This is a genomic window from Kribbella sp. NPDC056951 (assembly GCF_042674205.1).
Lineage (GTDB): Bacteria > Actinomycetota > Actinomycetes > Propionibacteriales > Kribbellaceae > Kribbella > Kribbella yunnanensis.
The window spans coordinates 617,002-632,648 of sequence record NZ_JBHUQZ010000001.1 but is presented as its reverse complement, the minus strand read 5'-3'; the positions used below and the strand labels follow the sequence as shown (position 1 = coordinate 632,648).

The following is a 15,647-nucleotide window of genomic DNA, read 5'->3' as shown; positions in this document are numbered from 1 at the left end:
ATGCCTAGACTCTCCGGGTGACCGCACCTGGCGAGGAGGACCCGAAGACCGCACCAGAGGCGGTCACACAAGAGCTGCCCCCCGTCCCAGCCGACCCAAAGCCCCCGGCCGATGCCCCAAAGGGCACACCCAAGGGCAGGGCGGACGGCAAGGCCGAGGGCAACCCCGCCGAGAAAGCGGCCGAGGACAAGGCGGCTGGGGGCGAGGCCGAGGACAAGCCCGGCGAGAAGGCCGCCGAGGACAAGGCTGCCGGGGGCCAGGCCGAGGGCCAGGCCAACGACGCACCCGCCGAGAAGGCGGCTGAGGGCGCGACAACTCCTCCTTCCGCTCCTCCTGCTCCGCCGAAGAAGCGGTTGTGGGGGCGAGGTGAGCGGCGGCGTAGCGGGCGTGGGAGCAACGCCGAAGGCAAACCCGAGGACAACGCCGCAGGCAAGCCGGCTGACAAGGCCGGGGACAACGCCGAACGCAAGCCCGGGGACAAGGCCGGCGAGAAGGTGGCTGAGGGTGCGACGGCTCCTCCTTCCCCTCCTCCTGCTTCGCCGAAGAGGCGGTTGTGGGGGCGGGGGGAGCGGCGGCGTAGTGGGCGGGGGATGAGTACGGCGGGGCTGGTGAGTTTGCCGGTGTTGCCGTTGGCGTGGTTTGTGGGGTTGCAGGAGCATCCGGTGTGGATGCCGATCGCGTACCTGGCCTATTTCCTCGTGGTGATCGCGATCCCGGGGACGATGTTCTGGCGGCGGCTGACCGGTGGGACCGGGTGGTTCACGGTGGACGTGGTGCTCGGGACTGCGTTCGGGCTTGCGGTTGAGGCACTGGTGTATCCGGTCGGGATGCTGTTCAGCATGCCGTTTGCGGCGTTGCTGATGCCCGCACTGGCAGTTGGCATGGTCCGTGCGCTCCCCCGTACCCCACGAGCCCCGCGACCGACACCATGGTGGGCGACTGCGGGTGTGATGGTGGCAGTCGGCGCAACTGCCGCGTGGTTCGTCCGCACCGGCTCGCAGCTCATCCCGCTAAACGGAACAGCCGCCCTCCGGCCGAACTCCGACGCACCCCACAACCTCGCCATCGCGGGTGAACTGACCCACCACTTCCCCCCACGACTCCCGTACGCCGACGGCCGCTGGCTGACCAGCCACTGGGCGGCGTACGACCACATCGCGTCATCGCACTGGATCACGAGCATTCCGCTCGACGTACTGACGCACCGGATGATCCCGTTCGCGTGGATCCTCCTCACGGTGGTCGGCGCAGCCGCGGTCGGCATGCTGCTGACCGGGCGCGCAGTCGCCGCACCGATCGCGGCCGGACTGACAGTGGCGGCCGGGGACCTCACCTCATGGCCGTGGGCCGTTTCGGACCGAGTCTTCTCCGACGGGCCGTTCTCACTCGGCCAGCTCACCAACCCGCCGCAGGCGTTCTCGACCGTGCTGCTGCTACCGCTCATCGCAGTCACAGCACTGCTGTTGCGTCGACAGCCCGGCCGCGCGCCCCGCGCGCACATCTTCCGGTTGCTGGTGGCGGCCGCCGTACTGGTCGCTGCGCTTGCTCTCACCAAGGCGACCACACTGCCCGTGTACGGCGCCGGCCTGGCCGCCGCGTGGGTCTATCTGACCGTCCGCCGAGGCCGAGTCAACCTGCGCGGTCTAGTGCTCGGCTTGGGCCTCGCTGCGGCCTACGTGCTGAGCTTCTTCGTCGTACTGCGTGGCACCGAGTCCAGCGTCCGCTTCGCCCCAGCCCGCACCTTCGACCTGCTCGGTGGAAAGCTCCCGGTGATCATCGCGGTGGTCGTCGTCGGCTGGCTGATGCCTGCCGCCGGCGCTCTGCTGATCAGAAGCCGCGTACGCCGCGACCCGCTCCCAGTGTTCCTAGTCTTCGGTCTACTCGCCGCAGTGGCAGCCGCATCCCTCCTGTACGACGAGGGCGGCGCACAGCTCTTCTTCGTCCGCACCGGCTTCCTGTACGGCGTTTTGCTGGCCACCTGGGGTCTGAGCTCACTAGAACGCAAGCAGTACTGGATTGCCGCCGTCGCACTGCTCATCGGCGCAGCGGCGATCTACTGGGGTCGCTACCGCTCCCCCGACTCGTGCACTTCGACCAACTGCTTCGGCCAGGGACTCGCAGTCGCGCTGGTGATCGCAGCAATCGGCATCGGACTCTTCGGGCTGATTCTGCGCGGCTCCCGCCGTACCTGGGCTGTCATCGCAGTCGCCGTCCTGCTGGGCACCACGGTCTCCCCGACACTGGCGTCGGTGCGCAAATTCGCTACTCCGTCACTGACGGAGTACGAGTCGATCGCACCAGGCGGTATCGAGGCCGCTCGCTTCATCCGTCGCAACTCCGGTTCCAACGACCGGATAGCCACCAACGTGCACTGCCACAAACCCAGCACCACCCGCTGCCTGGCCGGCTCCTACTGGATCGCCGGCTACGCCGAGCGCCGCGTCCTGGTCCAGGGCTGGGCCTACCGCACCCGCGTCGACGACACCTACCCCGGCAAGCCGCAGAGCGACTACTGGGACCAGGAGAAGCTCCGTCTCAACGACGAGGTCTTCACCAACCCCACCCGCGAACTCCTGGAGACACTGCGCACCAAGTACGGCGTCCAGTGGCTCCTGCTCGACGACCGCGTCACCCAGCCCCCGAAGAACCTCGACCGCCTCACCGACCTGCGCTTCGAACTGGGCAACGTCCGGGTCTACCAGCTCTACCCCCCACCGCCGGCGAACAGCCCGTTCCCCACGCCCACACCGACTCCGTCGTTCCCGACCGGGACTCCGAGCTTCCCGACGGGCACACCAGGGTTCCCCAGCCCGACGCCAAGCTTCCCGACGTTCCCGAGCCAGCAGCCGAGCGGCACGCTCCCGACACAGCAGCCAAGCAGCACCTTCACCCCGAGCCAACCCTTCCCGAGCGGAACGCTGCCGACCGGCAGCGCCTCCACTCCGAACTTCACACCCTCCCAAACCAGCACGACCCCTGGCACCTAGCACCGCAGCCCGTCAGGGGCCGAGAAGCGCTGCCGGGACGACGGCGATGCCGTCAGGACGTCGATAGGCCTCGCCGCCGGTCGAGATCACCACGGCGTCAAGCAGATCATCACCGATCTGAGCCTTCAGCCAGTGCAGGTGGCGGACGTCGTCATCGGTCACCACCGGCGACAACTTCACCTCGATCGCCACGACGCGATGATCCGCGCGTTCGACGATCAGATCCACCTCGTGATCGCCGTTCCTCGTCCGCAGATGACGAACCGTCGCCTCGGCGGCCTGCGCATAGACGCGGACATCCAGCGTGACCAAGGACTCGAACAGCTGTCCCAGCAGGACTCCGTCGCGAATACGCGGCCGCTCGCCTGTCACGTCGTCGAGCAGCGCTGTCGCGCCGACGCCGAGCAAGGCGGCAGCGAGCGCAGGATCGGCAAGATGGTGCTTGGGCACCGACGCCAGCCGACTGAGTCGATTGCGAGTGGGGAGCCAGGCTTCGAGTGGTTCGAGCAGCCACAACTGGCTGAGCACATCGCGATAGGCCATCGTCGTTGTCTTGGCCGGCTTGTCGGCGTCTCCCGCAGTCGCCGCGTCGAGTATCGCGTTGTAGGCCGCGGTGGTCGCAGTCGCTGCCGCATAGGCAGCCAGCCAGGCTCGGAGCGTGGCCGGACGTTTCACCAGATGGCCTTGTTCAGGAAAATCCCGTTCGACGATCCGGTCGACGTATCCTGCGAGCTGCGCGCGCCGGGCCCGGGCCGCCAACGGCCGGATGCCGGGGAAGCCCGAGCTGACGATCTCCTCGGCGTACGTGGCCAACCGAACATCGGTCGCGCCGTCAACCGGCACCCCCGAGCCGGTCAACAAGCCCCGCAGACTGACCGTCGGAGACTCCAGACCACGCTCCGACAGCGCCATCGGCCGCATCCGCAGCCGCACGATGCGACCTGCGCCGGAGTGCGTCGGAGCCTTGACCGGACTCGCACTGCCGGTCAGCAGAAAGCGTCCCGGCGCGATGTCCCGGTCCACGCTTCGTCGCACGAGATCCCACACCGGTGGGTACAACTGCCACTCGTCCAGCAGGACCGGCGGCTCTGCTCGATCGAGGCGACCTGGATCAGCCTCCAGCAGCAGTCGCTGCGCCGGATCGTCCAAGGTGTAGACAGTCCGGGCTCGACGCTGCGCCGTCTCGGTCTTGCCGACTCCCTTCGGTCCATCGAGCGTAATCGCCGGCAGGCCGGACAGCAGTTCGTCGAGCTCGGCGTCCACGACACGTGCGAGATAGTCTGCCACCCGGCAACGCTACCATTAGCAGGCCTCAAACCATACTGTTAGCAGCGCTTCTAGGCTACCGTTAGCAGGTCTCACATGCTCCCGTTAGCAGGTCAGCGCAGGCTGATGGTGGGGATGGCGACGCTCTGGTTCGACAGGCGGTCCAGGGCGGTGACGGAGTACAGGTAGAGCTTGCCGGGGGTTGCGGTGGTGTCCAGGTAGGACTGCGACCGCGTGGTGGCTACCAGGTTGCGGGCGTCGTTGTCCGGGCAGTGGTCGCCGGCCAGGAGCTCGCGGCGATAGACGGCGTACGACGTGCTGTCAGGTGAGGTGCTGCGCCACTTGAGCTGGACACCGCCAGTCGTACGGGTGGCGTGGACTGCGTGCGGCGGGAGTGGGGCGCGCGAGTCCAGAGCTGGCATGGCCGGGATGAGTGCTGGGCGGGTGTACCAGGTGTTGTTGAGGAGAGTGGTCGCACCGAGGCGGTCGGCGCGGACGTCCTTGGCGGAGAAGAAGATGTTGCCCTTGACCTCGGGGATCGTGCTGTCGAAGGCCAGGTGGTCGCTCAGCTCGGCCGGGTCCGCCCAGTCGGGCGACTGCGCCGACGTACCGACCTTGTAGGTCGCTTCGCCGATGTAGAGGTGCACGTGGGTGCCGCGAACCTGCTCGGCCCACCACGGGACGATCTTGTTGTAGTCCGCCGGTGCGAAGCCGCCGGCCCAGTAGACCTGCGGAACGATGTAGTCGATCCACTCCTCGCGCACCCAACGCCGAGTGTCCGCGGCCAGGTCGTCGTACGTCTGCACACCGGCTGTGGTGTCAGTGCCTTCCGGGTCGGTCGCCTTGTTGCGCCAGACGGCGAACGGCGAGATGCCGAACTTCACCCACGGCTTTTCGGCCTTGATGCGCCCCTGCACTTCCTGGATGAGCAGGTTGATGTTGTTGCGCCGCCACTCGGCCAGGGTCGGGATGCCACCGCCGTACTGCGCGTACGTCGCTGCGTCGTCGAAGACCTGGCCGGCTACCGGGTACGGGTAGAAGTAGTCGTCGAAATGGACACCGTCGATGTCGTAGTTCGACACCGCGTCCATGATCGCGTCCTCGACCAGCTGGCGTGCCGCTGGGATACCGGGGTTGTAGTAGAGCTTCCCGCCGTACGTGACGACCCAGTCCGGGTGCTGCCGCGCCGGGTGGGTCGGGAGCAGTGCGTTGATGTCAGTGCCCATCGAGAGCCGGTACGGGTTGAACCACGCGTGCAGCTCGAGATTGCGCTTGTGCGCTTCGGCCACCGCGAACTTCAGCGGGTCGTAGCCAGGGTCGCCACCCTGCGTGCCGCTGAGGTACCGCGACCAGGGCTCCACCTTGGACGGCCAGAACGCGTCAGCGGTCGGCCGCACCTGCAGTACGACGGCGTTGTGCTTCTGGCGGACCGCATCATCCAGCCAGCCCGATAGCTCGGCCTGCTGCTGTGCAGCGCTCAGACCGGTCTTCGACGGCCAGTCGATGTTCACCACCGACGAGATCCACGTTGCGCGGAACTGCCGCAGCGGGGTCTTCGCGTTGGGCGCACAGCGGGCGTCGTCGGACGGCGCCGGCGCGGCGGACGCCGTACTGGCTAGTCCGCCCAGCAAAAGACCTGCGGTGGCACCGAGAACGCCCATGGCACGCCAGACTCTCATGTCACTCTCCGACAATCGCAACAGATGAAGTGGAAAGATGTTTACACATCGGGACGCTGGTAGGAAGACGCTAGGTTAGAGGCATGTTGCGGGGGGCCACTGACGACGATGTCGACACCATCCGGCGGTTGCGGAACCAGCAGGCGAACAGGGATGTGAGCATCACCTCGCACGAGATCGGTGCGGCCGAGCATGCGGCGTGGTGGGCTGCGGCCTCGGTCGACCCGCGGCGGCGGGTGCTGATCTACGTGCGGGACGGCGAGACGGCCGGCGTGGTCAACTTCTTCGACCTCGACGGCACGACCGGGTCGTGGGGGTTCTTCCTCGACGCCGAAGGGCTGGCCGAGCGCGATGAGACGTTGCCGGCCTGGATCGAGGTGATGCGCGAGGCGACGGCGTACGCGTTCGACGAGCTCGGGCTCGACCTGCTGACCGGTGAGGTGCTCGAACACAACACCGTCGTACGGCAGATGAACCGGCGCTTCCGGTTCGTCGAGGGGGCAGCGTCACAGCGCGGTGCGGTGAGCGTGATCCCGATCAGTCTGCGGCGCGAGGACCGGAGGAAGAAGTGAAGGGCACCATCGAGATCGGTGGAGTGCCGGTCGGGCCGGAGCACCAGCCGTTCGTCATCGCGGAGATGTCGGGGAACCACAACGGCGACCTGGAGCGGGCCAAGGACATCGTCCGCGCGGTGGCCGAGTCCGGTGCGCAGGCTTTGAAGCTGCAGACCTACACCGCCGACACGATGACCCTCGACGTCGACCTCCCGGCCTTCCGGCTGCCTGTCGAACACGAGCTGTGGAGCTCGGCGCGACTGTACGACCTGTACGAAGAGGCGCACACCCCGTGGGCCTGGCACGAACCGATCTTCGAGCTTGCCACCTCACTCGGACTGGTCGCGTTCTCGTCCGCCTTCGACCCAACGGCCATCGACTTCCTCGAGAAGCTGAACGTTCCGGCGTACAAGGTCGCGTCGAACGAGATCGGCGACCTCCCGCTGGTCCAGGGCATGGCCGAGACCGGCAAGCCGATCATCATCTCCACCGGCTCCGCCACCCTCACCGACATCGACGCCGCCGTCCGCGCCGCCCGCGCGACCGGCAACGAGCAGATCATCGTCCTGTCCTGTACGGCGAGCTATCCGGCACCGCCCGAACAGTCCAACCTCCGCGCCATCCCGGTCCTCCGCGACGCCCTCGATGTCCAGGTCGGCCTCTCGGACCACACCATGGGCATCGGCGCCGCCATCGCCGCCGTAGCCCTGGGCGCCACCGTCATCGAAAAACACGTAACCCTCAAACGCGTAGACGGCGGAATCGACTCCGCCTTCTCCCTGGAACCCTGGGAACTCGAGTCCCTTGTCGAAAACACCCGAGTAGCGCAGTTGGCCCTCGGGAAGCCGGTGATCGGTCCGAAGGAAGCGGAGCAGAACGTGCTGCGTTTCCGCCGTTCCCTTTATGTCACTCAAGATGTGCGAGCCGGCGACCAGATCACCCGTGCCAACGTCCGCTCGGTCCGGCCCGCTGGCGGTCTCGCCCCGCATCTCTTTCCTGATATTGAAGGCCGCAGCTTCCGAACCGACGTGACGGCCGGTACGGCGTTCACCTGGGATCTGCTGTGACCGAGTACTTGTTGTTTCCGGGGCGGCATCATGTTCTGACCCGGTTTCAGGGCGAGTTTCTGCGGAAGGCGGCGCAGGGGCGGACTGTGGTTTGGGCGGTGACTTCGGCCAATCACCGGACTACGAAGCGGAATCCTGTCGGGTTCGATCGGCGGGAGGCGGCGATTGAGCGGTTCAGCGTCGCCGAGGGGATTCGGTCGTTGGTGGTGGGGGTGGTGGATACGCCGCCTACGGATGAGTTTGCCGAGGTCACCGTTAAGGCTATTGAGGCTGGGACGGATGACCTTGTGCGGTTGACGCCGGGGAACACGGTGGTGGCTTGTTCGACGCCTGAGGTGAGCAAGTTGTATGAATTGCTCGGGTTTGAGGTTGTCGGCGTGGAACCTGAGGGAGTGTTGCGGCCTTGGGACGTGTTGCTGATGGTTGCTGCTGGCAATGATGAATGGCGGGCGGTGGCGCATCCGGCGACGGCGGATGTGTTCGAGCGGTATGCACTGGATGCGCATGTGCAGCGGTGCGTGAACGATCCGGTGGTGGGCGACGACGGTGGGCTCACGACCACGCGGGATTACAAGACGTACGCCGATGCGTTCGAGACGGCGGCGGATCGGAAATGGCAGCAGATCAAGGAGTTCGTCCGGCCGGGGCGGATTCTGGACATCGGGTGCGCGACCGGGGCGACACTGCAGTTGGTCGATGCGGATCCGCGGTTCCATGAGTCGGACCTGATCGGGGTCGAGGTCGCACGGCATTTGTACGCCGAATGCGAGCACAAGAAGGAACAAGGGCTCTTCCGGAACCCGAACGTGTACTTCTACCAGCGGAACATGCTCGGCTCGGCGGTCTTCCCCGCGCGGTCGATCGACACCACTCTGACGCTGGCGTTGACGCACGAGATCTGGTCGTACGCCGATGGGTCGCGGACCGAGACCGTCCAGCGGTTCGCGGATGCGTTGTTCGCGCATACCGCGCCGGACGGTGTCTGGATCAACTCCGATGTCTGCGGACCTGGCGAGCCTGATCGATCCGTCGTACTGCGGTTGGATGACAGCGACGGCGCCAACCCGGCCGAGCCGCTGGAACTCGAGTCGCTCGACGACCCCGCGGCGTACGTCGGTCAGTTGTCGACGCGGGCGCGATTCTTCCAGTTCGCGCAGGACTTCCGGCGAAATGCGAACGTGCCGTTCGAGTACGCCGTACAGGGTGATCGGTTGGTACTGCGGTTGGCGGATGCGATGGACTTCCTGACCCGCAAGGACTATGTGGACAACTGGTTGAGCGAAACGCATGAGCAGTTCTGCGGGCTCAATTTCGCCGACTGGTCAGCGGTCGCGGAGCGCGCCGGATTCCACCTCGACCCGTCGTCGAAGGCCTGGCGCAACGACTGGGTCATCGACAACCGCATCGCCCCAGTCGCCTCACTCACGAGTTCCACGGGAGACCCAATCGACTGGCCCGACACCCACCAACTCCTCATAGCCCGCCGCTAACGCGGACGTTAAGGCGAGGGTTGCGTGAGCCGGCAACTTTGGCGTGCCATACGCGAAATAGTTACCGTCTAACGCGCGATCGACAGCCCGGCCGTGTGTGAGGGCGGGTCAGCCATTGGCCGGCCTCTTTCCTGCACAGCAACCACAGCCCGGTAACCCCAGGCGACGTGAAGCCGCGGTCACCGACCTCGCCATCCACCTCAGCCACCGCGGCGCCCAGCCATGCTGTCTTTCTAGTCGGCCGGACGCGGCGATCAGCCCCAGCACACGTCCCCGGCCGAGTCCCTTTCGGTCTGTACCCCGGACTCGACCGCCAAAGGCGGCCGACGAAGCAAGAGGGCGGGCCACGCGGGTGGCTGGGCTGGTTGGCGAGGCCCGGCGACCGCGGCTCCACGTCGTCGGGGCCTGACGGGCTGTGGCTCAGGTGCGTGATGCTCGAGGTTCACGTTAGTCGGCAATTTTTCGGGTCCAGGCGCCGATTTTCTTCCGACTAACGCGCCAGACATCCCCCGGGCGACCCGAGAGCGCGGGCCGGTAGTCACCTTGAGCGCCCACCAACCATCCACACCCCAGCGAAACGGTTGAACCGTGCTCAAGGTCGGCCCGACCAGTTCACCTGAGCACCTCTCAACCAGTTCCGGCCCGTCTAGATGGTTGATCCGTGCACAACGTCGTACCGGCTCGTGGTGCGAGCCACTGGGTTGACGCAGCAGGCAGGGGGTTAGCGGGGTGGGCGGAGTTTGTTGAGGTGTTTGTGGAGGGTGCGCTTCGCCTTGCCTGCCAGTTTGCGGGGGTTGCGGATCTGGGCGGCTCGGGCTACTGCGCGGGCCAGGGCGTAGGAGCGGGAGCGGTGGAGTTTGTTGCGGTCGGCGGTGGCTTTCTGGACCTGGGTGCGGAGTTCGCGGATGCGGTTCTCGCGGGTCTTGAGGGCTTTGTTGCGGAAGCCGAGGGTGCGTTCCAGGCCGAAGACGTGGCCTTGGAGTTCGGTGAGTTCTTGGCGGGCTCGGTCGGCGTCGGCGAGGGTGGTGCGGAGGTCGGGGTGGGTTTGTTCGCGCGGATCCAGTACGGCGGCCAGGGCGGCGGAGAGTTGTTTGCCCCAGGCAAGTTGTTCGGCGACGGCGGATTCGACGTGCGGGGCGGTTGCGGGGGTTGGGTCGGCGGGGATTACGCCGGACATCGAGAGCCAGGTGGCGACCAGGTCGTCGCCGATCATCCACGGGGGCCAGGGGTGGCGGCGGTGGGTGTCGACCAGGCGTTTGTGGAAGCGGAGCCAGGCGGTGGCGAGCAGGTCGTTCTTGTCGACTCGTTCGGGGGCTACCCAGCCGGAGATGCCGTAGGCGAAAGTGTCGCCGTCGACGATGATGTCGTCCCAGCGGAGTAGTACTCGCGAGCTCTTCGCCCACTCGCCCAGCGCGGCGGCAACCTTCCGGAACCCCGGCACATCCTCAGCCGCAGCCAGCCGGAACAGCACGGTTTCGACTGTCTCCCCGCCGGGGATCTCCGTCGGCACGACCGTCGGGTCGAAGAGCAGCTCCGAGTTCTCCGCCGGCCTGGCGAGGCCTACGGCCTCTGGTGGGAGGGGGGTGAGCGAGCCGACTCCCCTGTCGGCGGAGGTGGTGAAGGAGGGTGCGTCCACCAGCCCAGCACCGGTGGTGGGGGTGAGGGTGAGCTGCCAGCCGGTGGGCGCGAGGGCTGACGCGTCCGTGATGGCGGTGGCGCGGGGCCCGGAGGGCGTGGGCTCTGACGCGTCCGCGAGCGCGGTTGTGCCGGGGGAGGCGTTGGCCGACGCGTGTGGGGCGGTGGTGGGGGTGGCTTTGAGGGTGGTGGGGCCGGACTGGGTGTAGAGGGCGTGGGGGGTGGGGGTGTTGCAGATGGCTAGCCAGGTGGTGGGGACGGCGGAGAGGAGGCCGGCTCGGGCTGCCGATTCGAGGGGTTCGGTGGGGGAGGTTAGGAGAGGGGTGTCTACGGACTCCAGGGCCTCGACGGCTAGGCGGGTGGGGAGGTGGCCGGGGCGGGCGGTGGTGGCGGCTTCTGCGGCTATCAGGGTGTGGGAGGAGAAGTCGGCGTACAGCTGGGCCGGCCAGGGCAGCGCTGCTTGGAACTGGGGTACTGAGACTGGGCGGGTTGGGTCGTCGTGGAGGGGGATCCACTCGTCGTTGCCGTGGCGGAGGTGGGGCGGGCGGCGGTCCAGGAGGTTCTGGAGGCTGAACTCGTTGTGGAGGCCTAGTACGACGACTGGGTCGGGTGCGGTGAGCGTATGGAGCGCGGCTAGGCGTTCGGTCCAGGTCAGGTGGTCGCTGTCGTAGCCGAGGACTCGGTCGAGTCCGTCTGCGGCGATTACTACCTCGAAAGGCGCGGTGTCCTCGAACAAAGTGGGAGTGGCTGTGCGCAGGCCGTCCAGGGCACCGGCCACCACGTGGAGGCAGGGGCCGAAGGTTTCGGTCAGTTGCTCGGCGTCGGAGACGGAGCGGACCAGGATGGTGACGTCGGCCGAGTGGGCCAGCACGGACTCGATCAGGAGTGGGGAGTGCGGGCCGAGAATCAGCGTGCGGCGGTTGGCCGGGATCACGTCGGTCAGCAGGGCGGCGAGCACCGGCTGGCGGGTGGTGTGATCGGTCCAGGGCTGCATCTCACCACGGACCACCAGAACCTCAGACACGCTCTCTCCAATCGAACAGCATCCGCAGTTCCGCGGCCGGCATCATCCAGTCCTTGCCGAGCTCCAGGTCCGTGGTCGCTCGTGCTGCTTCCAGGTCGATCGACGTGCCGAGCATCTCCGGCCACAGTCGCTCGATCCGGCTCTGCCCACCGAACAGTGGGTTCTCGCCGTCCATTTCCATCGGGTCGCCGTACACGGCTGGTTCGCAACCGGCGGCGACGCCGTAGAAGATGGCGGTGGAGAGCCGGTTGGCCGCGACGCGCTTGTGTTTACGCAGCTCGGCCAGTTGCTTGTAGAGGAACTGCTTGTCGGTCCCCTCGTAGGAGAAGCCGCGCCGCCCGAACGACACCACTCGGAAGCCCGCGTCCTCGTAGTACTGGCGTACTTCGGGGCGCTCGTACTCCGTGTAGTACAGGCTGAACGTCACCGGACCGGGCTCGGTCTCGCGGATCTCGTCGATGAGCCGCTGGTGGTCGCCGTGGATCTTGCCGCCCTCCCAGCCATGGAAGAGGAACCACAGCGTCCCCTCCCGCTCCTCCTCCGGCACCGAAGCGACGGGAGGTACCAGGTCGAGCAGGTACAGGAACGGCGCGCCAATGCTGTGGTAGTTCCGCCGCCCGAGCGCATGGCCGCGCCGACGCGGCGCATCGCTCCAGGTGAACCGCCACGCACCGTCGTAGAACTCGTGCACCGGATTCCACCCACAGCCAATGTTCCAGCCGTGCTGCAGGTACCCGCGCAGTCGCGGCGGCTGGTCGTACTCCAGCCCCGCATAGCGCGCCAGGATGTGCGCCTGCCCGTAGTAGTGGTTGTGGTGGTGCATCAGCGCACCTCCACGTGCAGAGTGCCCGCATGCGGCCGTACGGCGAGCGAGTGCCCAGCGGCGCGGACTACCAGCGGCAACTTGCTGCAGAGGAAAGGCTCGCACTGTACGGCGTGGGCCGAGCCGTCATGCAGGACCGCGAACAGAATCCAGTCGGCCAGCGAGGCAGTCGGGTCCACCGACACTCGTCGCTCAACCGTCGGGTCGACGACGGGGACAAGTGCATCCAGCTCAACCACAGCGGACCAGCCGTCGTCGGAGAAGCTCCGCCGCGCCAGCACTTCCACGTAGTCGTCGGTGCCCGGCAGGAAGCGCCGCCACGCGAACGACACCTCACCCCAGTCCGGTCCACGCGCGACCAACATGTTGCCCGCAGCAACTACAGCCGTGGCCGCGAAGCGGATCGGTGACTCGTGCAGGTTGACGTAGCCGCCGGTGGAGCGGGTCATCGTGATCACCCGGCCGCGCTCGGCGTGCGACACCGCGCGGTCTCCGGCGGTCCACAGCAGCAGTTTCTCCTCACCGGCCGGACCGCGGAGCCTGAAGGCCCGAGTGGTCCGCTGGCTGAACGGATCGTCCGGATTGATCTCCGCCATGATCGGTCCGATCGGCAGCCACGCAGTGAAGTCGCGGCCGTCCACCTTGATCGGCACCTGTTCCTCGCCACCCGACACCGGCCGCGTGACGAACAGCGAAGGCTCATCGAACGACGACCGCCCGTGCAGCACGAGCGCTTCCGGCGTGTGCTCGATCGACGTCAACCGGCAGGGGTCCGACAGCCGCCGTACGGCGAAGCACCCGTCCTTGCCGGGACCCGGCTGAACCCAGCTGGTCGGGGAGATCCACGCACCGGGCGGCCAGCCCGGACTGCCCGCAGCCTGGCCGCGCAATCGGTCCCGACGCCGCAAGCGCCCAAGCTTCAGCTGTACGTCGAAATGTGCCGGACCGGCCGTGCATCGGGCCAGGAGCTCCTCGTCGAGCACCACCTCGAACCCGACGCGGCTGGTGTCCCCGTGCAGGTCAGTGGCGTCGTACCGGCGGACGTGCAGCGGATACGGCAGTCCGGCGATCACCAGGTCGATGCGCAGGCTGGACGACTCACAGATCGCCAGATGCTTGATCTCCGCGGTGCCCTTGACGGACAGCTTCCCGTCGACCCACTTGACCTCGCGGACGCTGGTCGCCAGCGTCAGGTCCTGCTCCGCGACCCGGTACAGGTCGGGCGACACAGCGCCGTCGTACAGGCCCGGGTAGTTGTAGACGTACTGCTTGCGCTTCCGCGGTCGCGGGAGGACACGGGCACCGCCGCGTAGACCGCCGTCTTCGCGGAAGATCGCGAGTCGCCGGAGCAGGTCGACGTCTCCGGCGCGCAGTGCGGCGTGCTGGATGCGGTCGTAGCGGTGTGCGCGTTCCAGCGCGGCAGGGTCGAGTCGGCCGAGCAGACTGCCGGCCAGGTCGACCAGGGTTTGCTCTTCACCGTCCGGAACCGTGCCGAACGCCATCATCAGCGTCAGGAGATCGATCTGAGTGAAGTGTGCGTGCAGCTTGCTCCGGATCGCCGGCAGCGCCTTGTCGGCCAGGTCCATCACCAGTCCGGCGGAGGTGACCCGGTCCTCGAGGTTGCCGAGCTGGAACTTCTGCTGCGTGATCGACTCACCGGACTCCCGCTCGCGCCAGTAGTAGACCGGTGCGGCGATGGTGTCGACGGTGACGGCGTCCAGATGCGCCTGCAGGGTGACCGGGTAGTCCTCGTACCGGATGGCGGGGAACTCGTACCCGTACTCGTCCCAGAAGGAGCGTCGGTAGACCTTGTTCCAGACCATCCGATCCAGGACCAGATCGGTCACCTCGGACACATGAGTGGCGAACCGGTCCCGCATGAACGGCTGGCGGTGCAGCCAGGACGGTCGGACGCCGGAGCTGTTGTTGAACCGCCGTGCGTTACCGCCCGCGAAGTCGGAGCCGGTCCGGTCCAGTGCGCGGACGAGCTTCTGGAAGCCGTGCCGGGTGACCAGGTCGTCGCTGTCGACGAAGGTCAGGTACTCGCCCTGTGCGTGCCGGACGCCAGTGTTCCGGGCCGGTCCGAGACCTGCGTTGTCCTGCTGCACGATCCGGAACCGGGAGTCCCGGGTGCAGAAGTCCTTCGCGATCACCGCACTGTCGTCGGGAGACCCGTCGTCGACCAGGATCGCCTCGAAATCGGTCCAAGTCTGCCGGGCGATCGAGTCCAGACAGTCGCCGATGTACTCCCCGACGTTGTAGAACGGCACCACCACGCTCAGCCGAGGCGTCACTCCGGCAGTACTCCCCTCGCCCGAGGGGTGCGCCCTGGCCGCGCACCCTACGTAGCGGCAACGAGGTGGACTGTGAGGAGGTTATGCACCGGTTCGAAGCCGTAACGTGCCCAGATCCGCTGGATTCCGGTCTGGTGCGCTTGAGTGGAGACCACCAGGCGGCGCGTGGTGGCCGCATCCTCGATGGCTGACAGCAGGTGCCCGTACCGGCCGCGGCCCTGCTCAGCCGGTACGACGCCGGCCAACTGGATCTCGGTCCAGGACCGCCGCTCGTCGATGGACGCCAGCGCGAGCACCCGCCGGTCCGGACCGCGCAGGACAACCGCACCGGCCTCCCGGATCCGCCGCCGGGCCCACTCCTGCCGCCCGGCCAGTGCGACGGCCCGGTCGAACATCGGGTTCGCGCAGTAGTGGTTCCCGGAGTCGCCGAAGATGTCGGCCACCACGTCGTCGACCAGTACGTCGTCCGCCGCCGGCTCGAGTTTCGCCGTGAACCCGGCCAGTGGGGCTGGCCGCCGACCCTTGCCGGCCGGGAGCGACCAGTACACGACAGTGTCGGCCAGCAGCGCGTTCCGCGGTCCCCCGGACAAGGCGGCGAACCACGTGGTCTCCCGCGCCGGATACCGCAGTACGACGACGTCCGCCGTCGACCGCTCGATCGCAGCGAGCACCTCGGCGAGTGGCGTCCCAGCCGAGGCAGACACCGACATCCGGTCAATCGAAACGCCGAACCGCTTCGCCGCGTCCACCGACGGACGGATGCTGAGCTCACCGGATTCGAGCGCTTCGTACCAACTCATAGGAGTTGGCAGCTTAGCGAATGCACCC

At 67.3% G+C, this 15,647-nt stretch carries 10 protein-coding genes; 4 read left to right on the top strand and 6 right to left on the bottom strand.

Annotated elements, in window-relative coordinates:
* Positions 1 to 17 precede the first annotated feature (17 nt).
* A complete protein-coding gene (locus ACFTSF_RS03070; RefSeq protein WP_380152209.1) occupies positions 18 to 2,987 on the top strand; it encodes a hypothetical protein in 2,970 nt (989 codons plus the stop codon).
* 12 nt (positions 2,988 to 2,999) lie between these two features.
* On the opposite strand, the gene ACFTSF_RS03065 is transcribed toward ACFTSF_RS03070, so the two are convergent.
* Together ACFTSF_RS03065 and ACFTSF_RS03060 are read right to left on the bottom strand one after the other, a co-directional pair.
* Positions 3,000 to 4,274 carry an ATP-binding protein gene (locus ACFTSF_RS03065; RefSeq protein ID WP_380152208.1) on the bottom strand — a complete coding sequence of 425 codons (1,275 nt, stop codon included), beginning with the start codon at positions 4,272 to 4,274 and terminating at the stop codon, positions 3,000 to 3,002.
* 92 nt (positions 4,275 to 4,366) lie between these two features.
* Entirely contained in the window at positions 4,367 to 5,932 is a 1,566-nt protein-coding gene (locus ACFTSF_RS03060; RefSeq protein WP_380152207.1) for a glycoside hydrolase family 10 protein, read from the bottom strand.
* Positions 5,933 to 6,015: 83 nt separating this feature from the next.
* Here ACFTSF_RS03060 and ACFTSF_RS03055 point away from each other — a divergent pair, with 83 nt between their 5' ends.
* The 3 genes from ACFTSF_RS03055 to ACFTSF_RS03045 all read left to right on the top strand — a co-directional run bounded on the left by ACFTSF_RS03055 (position 6,016) and on the right by ACFTSF_RS03045 (position 9,043).
* Positions 6,016 to 6,504: a GNAT family N-acetyltransferase gene (locus tag ACFTSF_RS03055; protein WP_380152206.1), complete on the top strand. Its 489-nt coding sequence runs from the start codon at positions 6,016 to 6,018 to the stop codon at positions 6,502 to 6,504.
* Positions 6,501 to 7,553: a pseudaminic acid synthase gene (pseI, locus tag ACFTSF_RS03050; protein ID WP_380152205.1), complete on the top strand. Its 1,053-nt coding sequence runs from the start codon at positions 6,501 to 6,503 to the stop codon at positions 7,551 to 7,553. Before ACFTSF_RS03055 ends, pseI begins: the two co-directional genes overlap by 4 nt.
* Before the next feature lie 377 nt (positions 7,554 to 7,930).
* Complete coding sequence (locus tag ACFTSF_RS03045; protein WP_380152204.1) at positions 7,931 to 9,043, top strand: class I SAM-dependent methyltransferase; 1,113 nt, start codon at positions 7,931 to 7,933, stop codon at positions 9,041 to 9,043.
* Between the two features lie 721 nt (positions 9,044 to 9,764).
* Here the strand turns inward: ACFTSF_RS03045 and ACFTSF_RS03040 are convergent.
* From ACFTSF_RS03040 to ACFTSF_RS03025, 4 genes are read right to left on the bottom strand one after another with little or no spacing between them, the layout of a single operon-like run.
* Positions 9,765 to 11,702, bottom strand: a complete 1,938-nt coding sequence (locus ACFTSF_RS03040) for a hypothetical protein (RefSeq protein ID WP_380152202.1) — start codon at positions 11,700 to 11,702, stop codon at positions 9,765 to 9,767.
* The gene (locus ACFTSF_RS03035; RefSeq protein ID WP_344152760.1) at positions 11,695 to 12,525 is read right to left on the bottom strand and encodes a hypothetical protein; all 831 of its coding nucleotides are present in this window, start codon (positions 12,523 to 12,525) and stop codon (positions 11,695 to 11,697) included. Before ACFTSF_RS03035 ends, ACFTSF_RS03040 begins: the two co-directional genes overlap by 8 nt.
* A complete protein-coding gene (locus ACFTSF_RS03030; protein ID WP_380152201.1) occupies positions 12,525 to 14,819 on the bottom strand; it encodes a glycosyltransferase family 2 protein in 2,295 nt (764 codons plus the stop codon). Before ACFTSF_RS03030 ends, ACFTSF_RS03035 begins: the two co-directional genes overlap by 1 nt.
* Before the next feature lie 47 nt (positions 14,820 to 14,866).
* Positions 14,867 to 15,619, bottom strand: a complete 753-nt coding sequence (locus ACFTSF_RS03025) for an N-acetyltransferase (protein WP_344152754.1) — start codon at positions 15,617 to 15,619, stop codon at positions 14,867 to 14,869.
* Positions 15,620 to 15,647: the final 28 nt, after the last annotated feature.

What these genes read in the sequence shown, in the direction of transcription:
- ACFTSF_RS03035 (WP_344152760.1), bottom strand. Translation starts at nt 12,525, where the DNA reads ATGCACCACCACAACCACTACTACGGGCAGGCGCACATCCTGGCGCGC.
- ACFTSF_RS03055 (WP_380152206.1), top strand. Translation starts at nt 6,016, where the DNA reads ATGTTGCGGGGGGCCACTGACGACGATGTCGACACCATCCGGCGGTTG.
- ACFTSF_RS03025 (WP_344152754.1), bottom strand. Translation starts at nt 15,619, where the DNA reads ATGAGTTGGTACGAAGCGCTCGAATCCGGTGAGCTCAGCATCCGTCCG.
- ACFTSF_RS03060 (WP_380152207.1), bottom strand. Translation starts at nt 5,932, where the DNA reads ATGAGAGTCTGGCGTGCCATGGGCGTTCTCGGTGCCACCGCAGGTCTT.